17 protein-coding genes and 2 pseudogenes are annotated in these 15,841 nt (G+C 43.9%); 10 read left to right on the top strand and 9 right to left on the bottom strand.

Annotated elements, in window-relative coordinates:
• The 3 genes and pseudogenes from QT973_RS26055 to QT973_RS26045 all read left to right on the top strand — a co-directional run.
• The coding region (locus QT973_RS26055) for a GAF domain-containing sensor histidine kinase (RefSeq protein ID WP_333392504.1) at positions 1-1,200 on the top strand (1,200 nt) is incomplete at its 5' end.
• Between the two features lie 175 nt (positions 1,201-1,375).
• Positions 1,376-2,911, top strand: coding sequence for an ATP-binding protein (locus QT973_RS26050; RefSeq protein ID WP_333212712.1), 1,536 nt, complete (start codon positions 1,376-1,378; stop codon positions 2,909-2,911).
• A 610-nt stretch (positions 2,912-3,521) separates the two neighbouring features.
• A pseudogene (locus tag QT973_RS26045) lies at positions 3,522-3,693 on the top strand (IS1 family transposase); the annotation flags it as partial.
• A 221-nt stretch (positions 3,694-3,914) separates the two neighbouring features.
• Here the strand turns inward: QT973_RS26045 and QT973_RS26040 are convergent.
• Complete coding sequence (locus QT973_RS26040; RefSeq protein ID WP_333058446.1) at positions 3,915-4,607, bottom strand: hypothetical protein; 693 nt, start codon at positions 4,605-4,607, stop codon at positions 3,915-3,917.
• Between the two features lie 28 nt (positions 4,608-4,635).
• The gene (locus QT973_RS26035) at positions 4,636-6,021 is read right to left on the bottom strand and encodes a HAMP domain-containing sensor histidine kinase (protein WP_333058445.1); all 1,386 of its coding nucleotides are present in this window, start codon (positions 6,019-6,021) and stop codon (positions 4,636-4,638) included.
• Between the two features lie 121 nt (positions 6,022-6,142).
• Between QT973_RS26035 and QT973_RS26030 the strand changes: the two genes are divergently transcribed.
• Positions 6,143-6,310: a hypothetical protein gene (locus QT973_RS26030; RefSeq protein ID WP_333058444.1), complete on the top strand. Its 168-nt coding sequence runs from the start codon at positions 6,143-6,145 to the stop codon at positions 6,308-6,310.
• A 106-nt stretch (positions 6,311-6,416) separates the two neighbouring features.
• Positions 6,417-6,740: a DUF3155 domain-containing protein gene (locus tag QT973_RS26025; protein WP_006635576.1), complete on the top strand. Its 324-nt coding sequence runs from the start codon at positions 6,417-6,419 to the stop codon at positions 6,738-6,740.
• A gap of 70 nt (positions 6,741-6,810) precedes the next feature.
• Here the strand turns inward: QT973_RS26025 and QT973_RS26020 are convergent, their stop codons facing one another.
• The 5 genes from QT973_RS26020 to QT973_RS26000 all read right to left on the bottom strand — a co-directional run bounded on the left by QT973_RS26020 (position 6,811) and on the right by QT973_RS26000 (position 8,901).
• Positions 6,811-7,008, bottom strand: a complete 198-nt coding sequence (locus QT973_RS26020) for a hypothetical protein (RefSeq protein ID WP_333250971.1) — start codon at positions 7,006-7,008, stop codon at positions 6,811-6,813.
• A gap of 91 nt (positions 7,009-7,099) precedes the next feature.
• The gene (locus tag QT973_RS26015; RefSeq protein WP_333264297.1) at positions 7,100-7,642 is read right to left on the bottom strand and encodes a cofactor assembly of complex C subunit B; all 543 of its coding nucleotides are present in this window, start codon (positions 7,640-7,642) and stop codon (positions 7,100-7,102) included.
• Between the two features lie 318 nt (positions 7,643-7,960).
• The gene (locus QT973_RS26010; protein ID WP_333058442.1) at positions 7,961-8,353 is read right to left on the bottom strand and encodes a PadR family transcriptional regulator; all 393 of its coding nucleotides are present in this window, start codon (positions 8,351-8,353) and stop codon (positions 7,961-7,963) included.
• Positions 8,354-8,436: 83 nt separating this feature from the next.
• Complete coding sequence (locus tag QT973_RS26005) at positions 8,437-8,607, bottom strand: hypothetical protein (RefSeq protein WP_333058441.1); 171 nt, start codon at positions 8,605-8,607, stop codon at positions 8,437-8,439.
• Between the two features lie 90 nt (positions 8,608-8,697).
• Positions 8,698-8,901, bottom strand: coding sequence for a DUF751 family protein (locus tag QT973_RS26000; RefSeq protein WP_190657763.1), 204 nt, complete (start codon positions 8,899-8,901; stop codon positions 8,698-8,700).
• 274 nt (positions 8,902-9,175) lie between these two features.
• Here QT973_RS26000 and QT973_RS25995 point away from each other — a divergent pair, with 274 nt between their 5' ends.
• Positions 9,176-10,051, top strand: a complete 876-nt coding sequence (locus tag QT973_RS25995) for a DNA adenine methylase (RefSeq protein WP_333212703.1) — start codon at positions 9,176-9,178, stop codon at positions 10,049-10,051.
• A 227-nt stretch (positions 10,052-10,278) separates the two neighbouring features.
• Here QT973_RS25995 and QT973_RS25990 read toward each other — a convergent pair whose 3' ends face one another.
• On the bottom strand, positions 10,279-10,761 hold the full coding sequence (locus tag QT973_RS25990; protein WP_333058439.1) for a PD-(D/E)XK nuclease superfamily protein: 483 nt from the start codon (positions 10,759-10,761) through the stop codon (positions 10,279-10,281).
• A 27-nt stretch (positions 10,762-10,788) separates the two neighbouring features.
• Positions 10,789-11,724, bottom strand: a complete 936-nt coding sequence (locus QT973_RS25985) for a metallophosphoesterase (RefSeq protein ID WP_333058438.1) — start codon at positions 11,722-11,724, stop codon at positions 10,789-10,791.
• A gap of 103 nt (positions 11,725-11,827) precedes the next feature.
• Between QT973_RS25985 and QT973_RS25980 the strand changes: the two genes are divergently transcribed.
• The 4 genes and pseudogenes from QT973_RS25980 to QT973_RS25965 form a co-directional block, all read left to right on the top strand.
• Positions 11,828-12,859 carry a hypothetical protein gene (locus QT973_RS25980; RefSeq protein WP_333058437.1) on the top strand — a complete coding sequence of 344 codons (1,032 nt, stop codon included), beginning with the start codon at positions 11,828-11,830 and terminating at the stop codon, positions 12,857-12,859.
• Between the two features lie 307 nt (positions 12,860-13,166).
• Positions 13,167-13,427 carry a hypothetical protein gene (locus QT973_RS25975; protein ID WP_333058436.1) on the top strand — a complete coding sequence of 87 codons (261 nt, stop codon included), beginning with the start codon at positions 13,167-13,169 and terminating at the stop codon, positions 13,425-13,427.
• A 461-nt stretch (positions 13,428-13,888) separates the two neighbouring features.
• Positions 13,889-14,140 (top strand): hypothetical protein, encoded by a 252-nt coding sequence (locus QT973_RS25970; protein ID WP_333058434.1) that lies wholly within the window; start codon positions 13,889-13,891, stop codon positions 14,138-14,140.
• 235 nt (positions 14,141-14,375) lie between these two features.
• Positions 14,376-15,841 (top strand): annotated as a pseudogene (locus QT973_RS25965) (YncE family protein); the annotation flags it as partial.

Below are 15,841 nucleotides of genomic sequence, written 5' to 3'. Positions count from 1 at the left end.
GATGAGGTTAGTGTGCTGCAATCGCTTCCTCTCAATCCGATAGCAGCTTCTGGGGGAACTCCTTTGCTGGCTTGTGCGATCGCCAATTATGTGATTCGTACTCAGGAAAATGTGGTGTTAAATAATGCGGCTCAAGAGGGACAATTTACCCGCGATCCTTATATTGCAGCTACTCAACCGAAGTCTATTCTTTGCACTCCTCTGCTGCACCAAGGTAAGTTGACTGGCCTTCTTTATTTGGAAAATAACCTGACTGAAGGGGCTTTTACTACGGATCGCCTAGAATTGTTAAAACTTTTATCTGCCCAAATTGCTATTTCCATTGAAAATGCTCAGCTTTACAAAAATTTACAGGAGTTTAATCAAAACTTAGAGCAATTAGTGAGCGATCGTACTCAACAATTATCGAACACCCTAGAGGCTTTAAAAGCCACCCAAACACAGCTAGTCGAATCTGAAAAAATGGCATCTCTGGGAGGATTAGTTGCTGGTGTTGCCCACGAAATTAATACTCCCATCGGAGTTGGTGTCACGGTTGCTTCAGCTTTGGCAGAAAATACCACAGAATTTGCATCTATTTATAAAAGTGGCAAAATGAAGCGATCGGATTTAGAAGAATTTGTCGATATTGCTACCCAAAGCAGTAAGGCACTTCTAATTAACCTAGAGCGGGCAGCAGCCTTGATTCAAAGCTTTAAGCAAGTAGCAGTCGATCGCTCTAGCGAAGAACGACGTACTTTCCAGATCAGACCTTATCTTGATGAAATTTTATTACAATTAAAACCAAAGTTGAAAAATAGCCAACATTCGCTTAAAATTAAGGGAGATAGCAAAATTGCTATAGATTCTTATCCAGGAGCCTTGTCCCAAGTTGTGACAAACTTGCTAATCAATTCTCTGATTCATGCCTACGAACCAGGGATTTCTGGGGAACTAATCTTTGATTGGGAGCAAGAAGGTAATCGGCTAAGGTTTGAATACGCCGATGAAGGTAAAGGTATTCCCCCAGAAAACTTAAGTAAAATTTTTGAGCCATTTTTTACCACTAAGCGTGGTCAAGGTGGCAGTGGTTTAGGGTTACATATTGTCTACAATTTAGTCACCCAAAAACTAAAAGGTGAAATTGAATGTCTAAGTGAGGTGGGAAGAGGCACCAAGTTTATTATTAAATTACCGATGCAAATTGATTCACCAATGTAGAGTTCTAATTCCGATTTCCTGGCCAAGATAACTAAGTAAGTCCACCTAATTAGAAGTAAAATAAGGATGACTGAAAAGGTTGCTGTGTAAATCTTCTCCCTTCTGCCTTTTGCTTAGCTTAACAGGTTTTCTAACTTCAAACCTACACATTAGTAAAAAATAAAGGTGTACAGCAATGAAAAGTGATTTTGACGATTTCTTAACTCAACCATCTCCAGAAACAGTATACTTTGCCGAAGCGATCGACTCGGATGACGAGATATTGTTTGCAGATGAAACAACAGAAGAAAAACTGAGTGAAAGCTGGAAAATTTTAGTTGTAGATGATGAGGCTCAAGTTCACACCGCTACCGAAATATCACTCAGGAAGTTTGTCTTTGAAAATAAATCTTTAACCTTCATTAATGCTTACTCAGCTCGTGAAGCTAGACAGCTAATCCAAGAAAATCCTGATGTTGCCATCATCTTACTAGATGTAATTATGGAAACAGATGATGCTGGCTTAAACTTTGTTAAATATGTCCGAGAAGTTTTAGGCAATCAGTTAGTGCGAATTATTTTACGCACGGGTCAACCCGGACAAGTACCGGAAAAAAGCATTATTATCAATTACGATATTAATGACTATAAAACTAAAACTGAATTAACGACATCAAAGCTATACACTACGATCCTAACAGCTTTGAGAAGTTTTTCTCTGAGTCAGAGTTTGCAGGCTGAAATAGAGCGACGCGAACAAGTAGAGAAAGCACTCCGTCTCAGTGAAGAAAAAGAACACCAAAAATCTGTTGCTTTAGATCATTTTGTCAAACAACTCCAAGAAACACAACTCCAGCTAGTTCAAAGTGAAAAAATGTCTAGTCTCGGTCAATTAGTTGCAGGTGTCGCTCATGAAATCAACAATCCGGTTAACTTTATTTACGGCAATCTGTCCCACGCCAACGACTATATTAAAGAACTCATTAATATGTTGAATCTTTACCAAAGGTATTACCCGCAACCTGAAGCAGAAATTGTCCATGAAATAGAAGATGCAGAGTTGCCATTTATCATAGATGATTTACCAAAATTGCTTTCTTCCATGCAGTTAGGGATCGAACGCATTCGCAATATTGTTCACTCTCTACGCAATTTTTCTCGGTTGGATGAAACTGAAATTAAATCAGTAGATATCCACGAAGGCATTAATAGCACTTTGATGATCTTACAGCACCGACTAAAGGCTAAGTCCGATCGCCCTGCTATCAATGTGATAAAAGACTATGGCGTATTGCCGCTTGTGAACTGTTATGCCGGTCAGCTCAATCAGGTGTTTATGAACCTTTTAGCGAATGCTATAGATGCTTTAGAAGAGCGGCTAAGTAGAGAAGATGGTGCAGTTTTTCACCCCCAGATTTTGATTCGGACTGAAGTTGTACCCGGCAATTCGCCTGACAACATTAGCTCGGCTTCCCACATCCTGGTAACAATTTCTGATAATGGTGTGGGCATGACCGAAACAGTTCGTGCTAAACTTTTCACTCCCTTTTTTACTACTAAGCCCATAGGAAAAGGTACAGGCATGGGATTGTCCATCAGCAGAAAAATTCTGATAGAAAAACACTGCGGTCAATTGGAGTGTATTTCTACGCCAGAGCAGGGAACGCAGTTTATTATTGATCTGCCGACTATCTGTAGATCCACTAAGATCGCCACCGTAGCGGATGCCTAGAAAACTCATCGGGCTGAATTGATTGTATACCGTTTTTCAGTTGCCTGAGAATAGGGTAATTGCTCATTAATCGGAATTATGACAGGATTTTTCCCCGCAGCAAGTTCCCCCCTTCTGGGTTCGGGATAGGCGCTGCGGCTTTAGCCACATTCTTCTAATACTAATTCTAAAAAATCATGCAACAGTAGCGCTCCGGGTGCGTCGCCCTAGAAAAGTTATCAAAAAAAGCGACTATCTCACAGATCCGCACCGGTGCATAAGCTGTTGCGCGTTAAAATTGCATATTCGGGACGGACTCGCCTGCCCATCCCACAAGAATTTGAGTGATTTTTGACACACAATTTAAATGGAGAACAGCTTACAGTGTTTCAGGAAACAAACCACAAACTTATAACTGTTGCAAGATTGTGGAGAATTGGTATAACTTAGAGCAGATTACAGGTTTATGAAGTAAACCCCCGATGGCTCAATCCCCGTAAGGGAATGGCATTGCGGTGTCTAAAGCTGCACCCCAGAAACCGGGTTTCTTTATATCTCTCGCATCATTACTTATTTTGTTGCTCGAAACCCGGTCGATCGCGATATACATCTACATGAAATATGCTGTATATATAGGACAAGAGTTGAGCGCGAAAATACAAGATTAATACATCCTGATAGCTCGTTTGAAACGAAAAACTTTTTGTTATTCTAAATCAGACGACAAGTTTAGCAGATATTATCTTCGATTATTAATTTACTATCTAAAATTTGCTAATTTTCCCATGCCATATCAAAATTAAAGAAATTATTTGGCTTTTATGCGATCGCCGGCGTTGCTTAGGATCGCGAATTAAATAACTGACAATTTTAATTTTTATTGTGGTATGGGCTCTTATAGCCCGTCCTTTTTGGACGGGCTATAAGAGCCCATCCCACTTTCAAGAGTGGAAGTTATTTAATTCTCATTCCTTAGTGATACCCTAATTCAGCAACGGCTTTTTTTGTAATATCATGGAGGAGATCAACGCTTTTCGCTTTGCTGGAAATGCCGCCAAACTTCATGATGACAGACGTACCAAAAATACAGGGCTAAATTCAGAAGAGCTAATAATTTAGTGCCATCTTCTAACATCGCGTGTAATCCTTGATTTCGCAAGTGTAAAGGATCCGCAAACCGCGAGATAGCCAACAATAGGAATGCTGCGACTAATGGCAGGTAAGGAGTGGTTTTGATGTATCGCCAAAACTTAACTCCGTAAAGGAAAACTGCACTACCATAACACAAATAAATTAATTTCTTAGATATTCCCAACCGAGAAATAATCAAAGTCATCCGAAACCTGTCATCTAGGAAAAAGACTCCCAGCAGTAAAGCACTAAAAAATAAGAATATCCCCGATCGACTCCGCGGCTCTTTTTGGCGCAGCACTCCGAAAGTAAATGCACAAATTGCGACTGGGGTGCACCATAGGACTTCGGAAACTCCGGTGAGAATGCCTTCGTAAGGGAACCAGAAATTAAAAGGATCGCTAAACAGGCGTTCAACTCCGTCTCCCTGGTTGTTGAGTTTGGCGTATATGCTCAGCGCGCACAAAATCAGAAGAGTCAGAATGTTAAAAGCAGCTAAAAACCGTACACGAAAAAAGTGTTTTTTGAAAACTTCTAAAGAAGTTGAAAAATTGGGAATTTTATCGAATAAAGGTAGATGCTTCATAAAAAATGTCTCTAAGCAATAGAGTTCGTTACTTATTCACCGGCAGCCAAACCACAAATGTAGTGCCGAGAGCGGTTGGATATAAATGAGTTTCCGCCGATGGCAGCCATTCAGGATTGACTGGGGAAAATACTTCTATTTCTCCTTGCATTTGGCGGACTAAATCGCGGGCGATCGCCAAACCTAATCCTGTACCCGGAATTTCTGTCTGCGCTTTTTCTCCCCGGTAGTGCCGCTCAAATAAATGCTCTAAATCCTGGGGAGGAATGCCGGAACCTGTGTCGCTGACGGCAACTGCTATGGCAGGCAATTGGCTGTATCCTGCCCGATCGCCATCTGCTGCTTTGTACCTGACTTTAATATAAATTTGGCGGCCGGCAGGGGTATATTTCAAAGCATTGTCAATTAAATTGCTCAAAACTTCGCGCAAAGCTCGATCGTTCGCCCAGACTGGTGGCAAATCCGCCTCCATGTCGGCTACCAATTTCAGATTCCTTTCAGATGCGATCGCCTCGGCGGAAATTAACAGCGGTTTTAAGACTTCTGTAACAAAACAGGATTCCTGCAAATTGGCTGCAGGTGACAGCGACAGAGGAGAATGCCGGATTGATTCGACATTGGACATTGCTTTTTCTGAAGTGCCCGATCGCAGTTTTAGATGTGCTTCGCCGGTGTCAACAGTTCGATCGAACTGGCCGAGCAACTCTTGCAGCCGATCGCTCTCACGGACAATACTAAAAGCCACATTGCGGTTTTTATCTTCCGGTACCAGCCGCCGCGCTAACAGCTTGCCAAAAGTTCGCAACGCTGTCAGCGGACTTTTAAACTGGTGCAGCAAATTGTGCATCGTGTCGTAAACCTGAGCCTGGATTTGCCGGGCCGAACCCAATTCCTGCTGCATCCACTGCGATCGCTGGTCTAAAATGCAGGCTAGGGCTAAGGTGCGAGCAATTTGTTGTATTTGAGCCTCCTCTCGCTCGTTCCAAGGCCTGTCTTGCCGACCGCTGACTAGGAGTCCCATTACAGCTCCCTCGTGTATCAGAGGCGTCACAATTTGCATCCGCTGCTGCCACAAATTCTCCGGGCCTTGGCACTGATGGGAAGTGCGCTCCTTACCCGGAAGTCGATCGGGTGCGATCGCCCCTACCGTTGATTCTTCCACAGGCCCAACAGGCGGCGCCAGCAGTCGCGGTACCGGTTTCACTGTCGAGCTTTCGGAAGATTGCAACCTCAACCCCTGATTTTCTTCCAATTCGGCTGAGGTTTCTGGGTAAACTGCGATCGGCACCAACTTTGCTTCGCTGCCTTCTACCAACTCTTGTGTCAGGTATACCGCGCTGAATTTCGCTCCCAAACTAACGGCGATGGCCACCTGCGAACGGCAAAGTTTGACAAATTCTGAACTCGCTGGCATTAACATGAGCGCCACATTAAGATATCTAACGGAATTCTAAGTAAATTACAAATGATCGGCTGCCGATTACTGATGAGAGACTTCTCGATTTCAGATTTATTCCCTTTGATAGAAGGCAGCTATGTTGAAGGCATGGGGCTTTCATGAACCCAAATTGCCCCGCATCCCCGTCCGCGCAGCTTCCACCGATCCCCAAGCTTTGATATTGCCCGAACTTGGGGCCAACCATATCACAACCGCTACACTTTTGTCGATCGGCACGAATGTTAAGATTATGTCGATATATTAAAAACAGTTGAAATTTTGAGCTAGAACGGATATACTGGCCTCGGATTTGGTAGCTATCATTACAACCTGTCTGCTCATACTGTCTGCTCACAGAGGAGGTAAAGAAATTGGCCAGGAGACGCAAACGCAAGAGTCGCCGCCGACAAGAAGGACGCAGAATTTTAGAGTGTGTGCCTCAATATAGCATCGAGAGCGGCGAAGATAAACCCGTAACAGCGGCTCGCAAGTTCATCCATGCAGAAGGCATTGCTCCCCCAGCTTTGCTGTTAGTCAAGCGTAACGAGCATACCACTGACAGATACTTCTGGGCTGAAAAAGGTTTATTTGGAGCCCAATACGTAGAAGAGAACCATTTCTTGTTTCCCAGCTTAAAGGTGATGTTGGAAGCTACCACAGAAAAAATTCCTGTGGTGTCAGCCAGTCGCGCATAGCTCAAAATGTTTAGCTCAAAACATTGACAGCAATGTTTTTCTAAGTTTTTTAACAAAAGCGCGAGAGTTCTCATTGTCTGGAGAGTGCCAACTGAAATTTCTGCGAAAAGTCCTTAGAAATTAGGGTATAAGGAGCCATCGCAACAGGCGCGATCGCAGCCCAAGGGCGATCGCCACAATTGGCACTTTCACGATAATGGTTTTTTTTGATTGACTGTTTGGTCGATCGAATTTGTCGATCGAATTTGTCGATCAAAAAAACAGCCACTGGTTTATCAACGAGAGATCCGCTCTTGAGTCATCTGTTTGTCAGCTAGAAGTCTAACTACGGCATCTAGCATATCAAAAAACGTTCCGCGTCAAACTTTATAATCGATCGGTTTCAAATCTAAAGCTTTTTGCATGGCTGCTAGTTCATCGCGGTGAGCTCTGACAGTAACAAAGCTCTTGGTTTGGCTTCCAGACTCAGCAACTGATTCGAGTTTGAGCGAGACTTGCTCAGAGCGTCCAGCTTTTTTCCAGTAAAATATCCCCGCCAGCGGAGACAGCAGTACCAAAGCTAGGAAAATTTGACCCTGCTGAGGAACTAGCATTCCCAAAACCAGTCCCAAGCACAGAGTGCCACCTGCACTCAGCAGAGTTAGAAAAATAGCTAGAAACCAACTCGGCCGCACAAAACCCTCAAACGTGACTTTATAGTTGGGGGCATCGACGGCTGCAACTCGGTAAGCTCTCTGGGCAAAATACTGTTGTAAGTCGGTTAACAGTGACTCTTGGGCGCTCTCGGAAGCCAGCTTGACTTGTTCGATTCGATCTTTGACTGAAGCCTTGATGAAGAAAAACAAGCCAACAGCCAACAGTAGCGTCAGCACAAAGGTAGAAGGAAGAACAGCAGTATCCATCGGTAGAAGTTTGTGTAATTGAAATTATCTACTATTACTTTACAGAACTTTACATAAAAAAGCGATCGAGGACTTACGCAGACACTTTTTTACCAAGATTCGCAGAAAGCTTCTTCTGCAAGGCGTTTTTCTCTCCATCACCCAATTCCCCTATCTCCCCATCATCCCTAATTCTCAAGTGACAATGCGTAAGTCCTGACGCGCCGTGTAGATGCTTGAATCGCTGTGCGGCGATCGAGCAAAGCGAAGGCAATCAGGCAAATCGCTTTGCAAGTAGCGCCAGCATCTCCAGGGTTTAGGCATCCGATTCAAACTCGGTTAACCCATGTGACCGGTTTCTAAGGCGCGGGAACGACGCTCTGACGCGCCGTTTCCCTGACCAATGTAATCGTGCCAGAGACGAGCGAGGTCTTGAGCTTGGTGCCGCCACTCAGGGAGGATTTGATACATCCGGCGGGGGCGGCCTCGTCCTTCTACTTTTTTCCAGTAACCGGTGATTACGGCTTCATCTTCGAGGAATTTCAGAGCGCTGTAGAGAACGGTATCAGAAAGTCGGTAGATGGGGAATTCCCTCTCTAGTTGGCCAATCAGTTCTGTACCGTAGGAATCTCCGCGCAATAACACGGAGAGAATGTAACACACCGCTAGTTCCTTGTTTAGATAAACAGGAGGGGGGTCTTGAAAAAATTGATAGATATGTTCAAACTTCATCTGTCTTGTCCGCTGGAAACTCTCGTGATACCGTCAGGTTAACGGGAGAGGAAAGCGGGGCGGGGTGTGCCGCTTCCTAATGATTAAGTGGGATACCGGGGAAACAGAGGTGCAGTATTTCCCCAGTGAATGTTGATAGCCCCAAACGCTTGTCCTGCACTTCGGTAATGTTTGCCTGCGCCTTGGTTGAGCAGCGCTGACGTAACGCTGCTGACTAACTTCCTCTTCCAATCTATCGCAGCGACTATTATCAAGTGTGCGATCGCCTGCAAGAGTTGGCAGTTACTTTGGGAGTTAGTGTGTTAACTGAATTTGCCCTTGATGTTTGCGTTCAAGCGCAGGCTTTAAACCGAACTCAGGCCTAACATAGCCCGCAGTGTAAAAGTTAGAAAGACAAAAGTCGCTACAATCGAACTAATCAGGGCGATCGCAGTTGCCGGTCGATCGAGCAGGGGTTTGAGTCGCTCGAACAGGAAAAAGAAAATTCCCAGACATATCGTAATGAAAAAGCGCGGGTAGCGAGAGACGTTATTAATAAAATCTTGCATGAGCTTGGTGGGGTAAAGTGTCACAGCACGATCTTTGACTGGTAACACTTGTGAGCGAGTTAGACAATTTTGGCACAGCCGGAGCTAAATCTGCCGATCGGGCGATCGGGCATTTTTGCCGGTGAGGCTGACATATATAATTCTAACGAAAACTTTTCGCCGATGGCTCCAGCACTCTCTGTTTAATGCCACGCCACCTCCGGTAACAACTTCAGAAGTATGTCTATTGAGTTCTAGTTGTGATAAATATTATAGGGCCGTTATTTCTAGATAAATGTCTGCTGCCGCACCTTCTTTCGTCTTGCCACGTCCCTTTCTGAAATGGGCAGGAGGCAAAACTCGGTTGATTGGACAATATCAACCTTATTTTCCTGAAAAGTTCACAACTTACTACGAGCCTTTTTTGGGTGGCGGAGCTGTATTTTTTTACTTAGCACAGCAGCACCCTGGTTTGCAAGCTGTTTTAACAGATATTAATCCTGAGTTGATTAATGCTTATCGCTGTGTCAGGGATAAAGTTGAGGAGCTGATTCTCCTTTTAGAGGAGCATCAGTCAGAACACAGCAAGAACAATAAAGATTATTATTACTCGGTGCGATCGCGCTCCTACAAAACAGATACAGAAAAAGCAGCACGCCTGATTTACCTAAATAAAACTTGTTACAACGGCCTCTACAGAGAAAACTCAAAAGGTGAATTTAATGTTCCCATAGGTCGATACAAAAATCCTAACATTTGTCAAGCAGATTTACTGCGATCGGTCTCATCTTTACTCGCGCCCGCTCAAATTGAAGTCAGAAAATTCGATGAAATTTTGGATTTTGCTACCAGCAGCGAAGACTTTGTTTATTTTGACCCGCCTTATTATCCAATCAGTGCCACCAGTAACTTCACGACTTACAGCCGGGATAATTTTAAAGAATCGGAACAGATTAAACTGAGAGATATTTTTGCAGAACTTGCAGAACGAGGCGTGAAAGTTATGCTGTCTAATTCTAACTGCGATTTTATCGAAAAAATCTACCGCGATACTCAAATTTTCCCCAATCAATCTCTGCCAAAACTCATTGAAATATCAGCATCTAGGGGAATTAATTCTAATAGTTTTAAGCGTGGCAAAATCAAAGAAGTATTAATACGTTTATTTTAAATCTTCCTTAAGGAAAGTCTCTAATTAAGGAATGAGAATTAAATAACTTAGAATGCGTGATGGTTCTTGTGGGATGGGCCTGAAAGCCCGTCCAGAAAGGATGGGCTATAAGCCCAACCCCTACTTCCCACTTTCAAGAGTGTAAATTATTTAATTCGCACTCCTAAGCATATTTTGTAGGAGCAATACGTAGTTTCCCCACACGAGGCAAAGTTCCATAATTCCTGTTACAGATATTTGTTAGCCCAGGTAATAAAACCTTCGAGCTTGTGAACTGCCAACAGATTGTCATTGTCAGGAATTTGTTTTTTAAACCAGTCGATCGAACCTTGTCTCATACCATCACCACCCACTATAACAATAGTAGGAACTCGATAACAATTTTTAATATTTAAATTAAGGTAAGGATACTTCTCATCTACTGAACCTTTGTCTTCTTGCCACTTGCACTCAACAATTAGACCCAGAGGAAACAAACCGCAACCAACAATATAAAAATCGACATTTATTTCAGTTTCATAAATGCTAGCTCCGATATAAACCTGTTTAGCATATCGCTTGGAATTTTCAGTAGAGCTTAAGAGCCAATCTCGCTTGCGCTTTTTCGGCAACTGGGGACATATTTCGAGATATCCGTGGCCTCTCAACGTACCTTCTACAGTTGTTTCTAAAACAAAACCAGTTTTATTGGCTCTAAAACCCCTATTCATTTTGTTGTCCCCTGAATATAATTTGAATTAAGCCGATCGCACTTCGATCACTCCCCTGTCAAAAACCCGTTTGTCAGTACCAATAGAACTGACAAACATCCGGTCTTCATAGACATCAAACGTCGCAAAACTCAGGCGGCTAGCAGAATACTCCGTCCACTCAGAACGCCCCACCGCACGGGTGCCCCCGCCGGCACCGCAAATTAAATAAGTCGTACCGTTAATCGATCGAGTCCGTTCGTAACTGTGCTCGTGTCCGTTGATATAAAGCTGCACGCCGTACTTTTGAAACAAAGGCGTCAAAGTCTTAATAAAAGGTTGATTCAATCCGTAGACGCCAGAGGAATAAATCTGGTGGTGGCCGAACACAACTTTCCAAGGTGCGGTGCTCTGACTCAACTCTTTTTCCAGCCAAACAAGCTGATTTTTCCAATCCGCATTGTGATTGGTATCTAAAGCAAAAAACTGTACTGGATCTCGCCGAAAAGTATAGTAGCGACCTTGCATATTAAAACCCGCATATTTAACTTGCGGATCGCCGTTAGCAGTGCGGATATCGTGATTTCCCAGACAAGCATAAAATTTTACACCTTGCTGTAATAATGGCTGATAAGGTCGCTCGAAAACAGCATTGATTTTTTCAATTTCGCCGTTATTGTAGATATTGTCGCCGGCGAGAACAGCAACATTAAAAGGGTTTTCCCGGTGATATTGGGTCATCGCCTCAGCCACAGCATACTGACCTTCAGCCCCGGTACCGGTGTCGGCTACCGAAATAAAGCGTAAAATAGGCTGTGAGGCCGGTAAAGGGACGATCGCCCTTTCTGCCTCAACGTTAGAAGGGACAGCAGCGTTGGCGTCTGTACCCCCGGCACTCCGAAGCTGAAACATTTTCGAGACGGCGGCAAAACCTAAGCTGCTGAGACTGCCTAAAATTAGAAAGTGACGACGTTTGATGCTCATTTTGATTCGGTTACAACTAAGTTAAATGATAAATTAAGGTTGAGATGGCTCAATTAAAATTTATCTCGTTTACATATATTTGCAACGCCCCAAGGCAGAGAAAATGTCAGAAGAACAACTAAACCAACCAACTCCAGAACCCTCTCAATCTCCGACACCGGAGGTTGCTTCGGCCCCAAAGTCTGCCCCCACTGGCAGCAAAACTCAAAATGCCAGCAGCGCGGTTCCCAAAAATCAGAGAATCAAAACTTTGATGGCCTCGATCGGGAATTTGGGAAAAAAAGGTAAAAAAGTACCAGCCGAACCCTCGTTGCAGCAAGAAAAGCCGATCGCACCCACCACTTCTGACTCAGCAACAGTAACTCCTCCGGCTGTTGCTGTGGAAGTTAACAGCGTGCCACCAAAAGTTGCTGTAAAAGTTGAGAAAAAGCCTGTATCCCAACGCCCGGAAGGGAGTTTTTTAGAGAAAGTCGCTGTACTTTGGAAAAGTATTGTGCGGCTAGTGCGATCGCTACTGCCACCATCTACGAACCAGAAGCTGTCCGATCCAATTTTAAACGCCGCCCTAGCAGCAATTCTAATCGTTGTAGTCGGTTTAACTTTCAACAGTTTCTCAGCCAAACCGCCGGAGAAATTAGCAAAAGTGCCTTTGCCAGCAGCGCAGCAGTCGCCGCAAACTTTTGGTGATTTTATGGCATCGGGAACGCCAAAATCCCCAGAGGCGATCGTACCATCTAAGCCAATCTCTACTAACTTCAAAAGCAAGTTGCCCGATTTAGTGGCGCCGGAAAAACCGCAACCAGTAGAAATTATCCCACCGCCACCGCTGACGCCCGAACAGTCTCTGATTGCTGCGATTCAAAATCAAGTTACTGACATTAAGAATCGACTGGGCGGCGGTTTAGTTGAGTCTGTTCAAGCTAATTTTGCCAGCAGCATTTTGACAGTAAAAGTCGCTGAAGATTGGTACAAACTCAGCGCAGTTGAGCAAAATCAACTAGCAACGAAGATGTGGAAGGAGGCTAACTCACTCGATTTCAGCAAGTTAGAAATTGCGAATATGGAAGGCAATTTAATAGCTAGAAGTCCGGTTGTTGGTTCGGAAATGATTATTTTAGACAGAGGGATTAATTAGAATTTAAATAGTCTGTATTTGTAGACTCTCAAACAGATGTTATATCGTTTCCGGCTGCATCGGAATCATACCGAGGACACGGCTTTTGGAGTGGCCATACCCCATTAATTGTAGGGACACGGCAGTGCCGTGTCCTCCGTTTATACAGCATATTTCATGTATATGTGATACACACAATATTACGATATCCCGTGTCAGGTGCGTCGCCATCTATAATCTGCAAGTTTTATCCAAGATATCGCAGCGACGCACCCTACCAAACTTATTTACCGGACATTAAATTAATAACTTTGAGGAAAATTGAAAAATGACAATTTTAACTCAAGTCGAACAACTAGAAATTGAATATCCCAGCAGCGACGGAGAGCCGATGGCTGAAAGCGACATCACGCGCGATTACATGACTTACAGCGTAGAAGCTGTCAAACTTTACTTTCAAGAACGTTCGGATGTTTACGTGTCAGCCAATTCTTTCATTTATTATGAACAAGGGAACAACAGGGAGCATTTCATTTTTGCAAAAAGCATTTTTTTTACAGTGCGAACTATTGAATATCTCGCACTATAAAAGCCAAACAGAGATGCTCCCGTTGTTCCGTAATTTCCAGTCAGTAAATTTAAGTAGGCTTGAAATGCCAGCCTACAAAAATCTAAGTATTTTGGCTGAGTAACGTACATTACTTTGATAAATAATCTGTAAAATTTTAACAATTCAATCACAATTTATCAGTCAAACAAACTAACTAGCGCAGCAACCTTCACATATGCTCTGCTATTAAGTTGTTGCGGACACTGCCAGTTTTCCAGTAGCCGACGGAAAATATCAGTAATTTCCGTGATTGACTTGCTGCCGAAAATACGGGAACATTATTCTTAATAAAAGCTTGGCAGCTCACTAAAAATCACGCACTAAAAACTTGATTAAGTCCGAATCCACACATTCTTCTTGAATGAAGGGTGAAGCGCATCAATTAGTTAGTTTGAAACTATCACAAGCAAACAGCTCACTCGCATCTACGGAAATTAAACATGAAACTTGTTAAAGATTCACCTTTTAACTCTCAAGATCCGTTTCAGAATTTCCTCGCCCCAGAATTCGAGATTGATACCAAAAACTTACTCAATAGTCAAGCTTACGCCAGCAACATCTCAGAACAAACACTCGCTCCACTTCGGGCCGCTGACAACAATAGCGCTGAAGACATCGCCAGCTTTTCCAACTCCCTCAGTTTGAGTCAGAGCTTTCCCAACACAGATTTTACCCCCCCCCGCAAAAAATAGCGAACTGGATGCTCTGACTGGGGAAATTATAGGTGAAAGGGATCTCGACTATTACGACAAAGATGCTTTAATCGGCGAAAGACGCGCATCCCAACTCGCACCAACAGCTTCTAATCCCAAAGCACCTCCCATCATCCAAAGTGCCGAACTTAAGTTTACAGACAGCAACAATCAATCTTTTCCCAACAATCAACCCGTTCTCTTCATCACGGGTACTAATGTATTAGTAGATAACTTGAGCGACCCGTTAGGCAGCCGATTCAGCGACTTAACCGTTAAATTTTTCGTAGGCAGACAAGCTTACGAAGGAACAGTTTTGACAGACAAAAGTCGCAAATTGGCAAACAATCAATTTGAAATCGCCGTTCAAGTTCCCAACACCGTACCGTTAGGTGAATCGCGCATCGTCATCAGCCGCAAGCAAAACGAAAAAGTTAGCCCAAATCCCTCAGAACCAGCCAAAGAAGTTAAATACGATAGCAGTCCTTACCGAATAGAAAACAATACAGAATACATCTTTGGCGCGCAGTGGACAACAGATAAAATCGCAATTATTAACGGTGCAAATCCCGAATCAGTCGTCACAGCTACTAATAGCAGCGACTTGTCGATTGCCAGCGTTTCTGTAGGCACGGATGACATACTCGATCGCCCGCGAGAACTAACACTCACCAGTGACGGCAGCCGTGCTTATGTAGCGATGGATCGTTCTGGGCGCATTGCTTTAGTCGATCCGATGACCAGGCAACAGGTAGACACTCAGCCGAATACCGCTGGTATTAACCCGATAAATTTGCCCAGCGGTGCAGAACCTCGATCCATAGTCATAGACCCCCGCGACCAATACGCTTACATCGCAGACGGAAAAATCGGCAGCAACTCCATCTACGTTCTCGATATCAACCCGTTTTCCTCAACCTATCACCAAGTCACCCAAACCATCCCAGTCGGTACAGCCCCGAACGGTTTGCGACAAATAGCCATTAGCAGCGACAGCAAAAAGCTGTTTGTTACTGCACCAAACGGCTCGAATAGCAAAATTTATGTTGTTAACATCGACCCCAAAGACCGACCCAGCGACCCCAGTCAGAACCCCAAAAAGTGGCATCAATTAATCGGAAGTATCACAGCCGATGAAGGAGTAGAAGGAATAGCAAGCACCGTCAATCCCTTAGCCATGACCTTCACGAACAGCGGCAAAGATAGCAACGGATTTGGGGTATTGGATATTACTAATAATGACCCGGTAAGTTTTGCTGCTACTACTCGCTATGCAAGTTTAGGGCTGGGTTCTGCTAACGATTATTTTGATGTAAATGAGGGAGTCGCGGTAACGGTACTGCCGGATGCCAGTTATGCCTTTGTTGTGGGTCGCAATGCGGACACGAAATTTTTCGGTCAAGAACTACCCAGCGTAGATGGAGACCCGCGAGCCGGCAGCAACATCGGCATTATTAAAGACCCGCTAACAAATCCGCAATTAATGGCGGGAACTAGACCAATTCCAGATGGATTCGCTACCGACTTAGCGCTTTCAAGTGATAGCAAATTCCTTTACGCTTCCTATCCGAATTTAAGCGGTGCTGGCGGCAAAGTTTATGTTTTTGATGTGGAGGAATTTGTCAAAACAGTGACAAACCCCGCTCAATTTCAAATTGATGCTAAAGGTCGGGGTGTCGGGCTGCCTTTGTTCGACAGCAC

The organism is Microcoleus sp. Z1_A1, assembly GCF_036700305.1.
In the GTDB taxonomy this organism is placed as follows: Bacteria; Cyanobacteriota; Cyanobacteriia; order Cyanobacteriales; family Microcoleaceae; genus Microcoleus.
The sequence above is the reverse complement of the archived record's forward strand: the minus strand, read 5'-3'. Positions and strand labels throughout refer to the sequence as shown.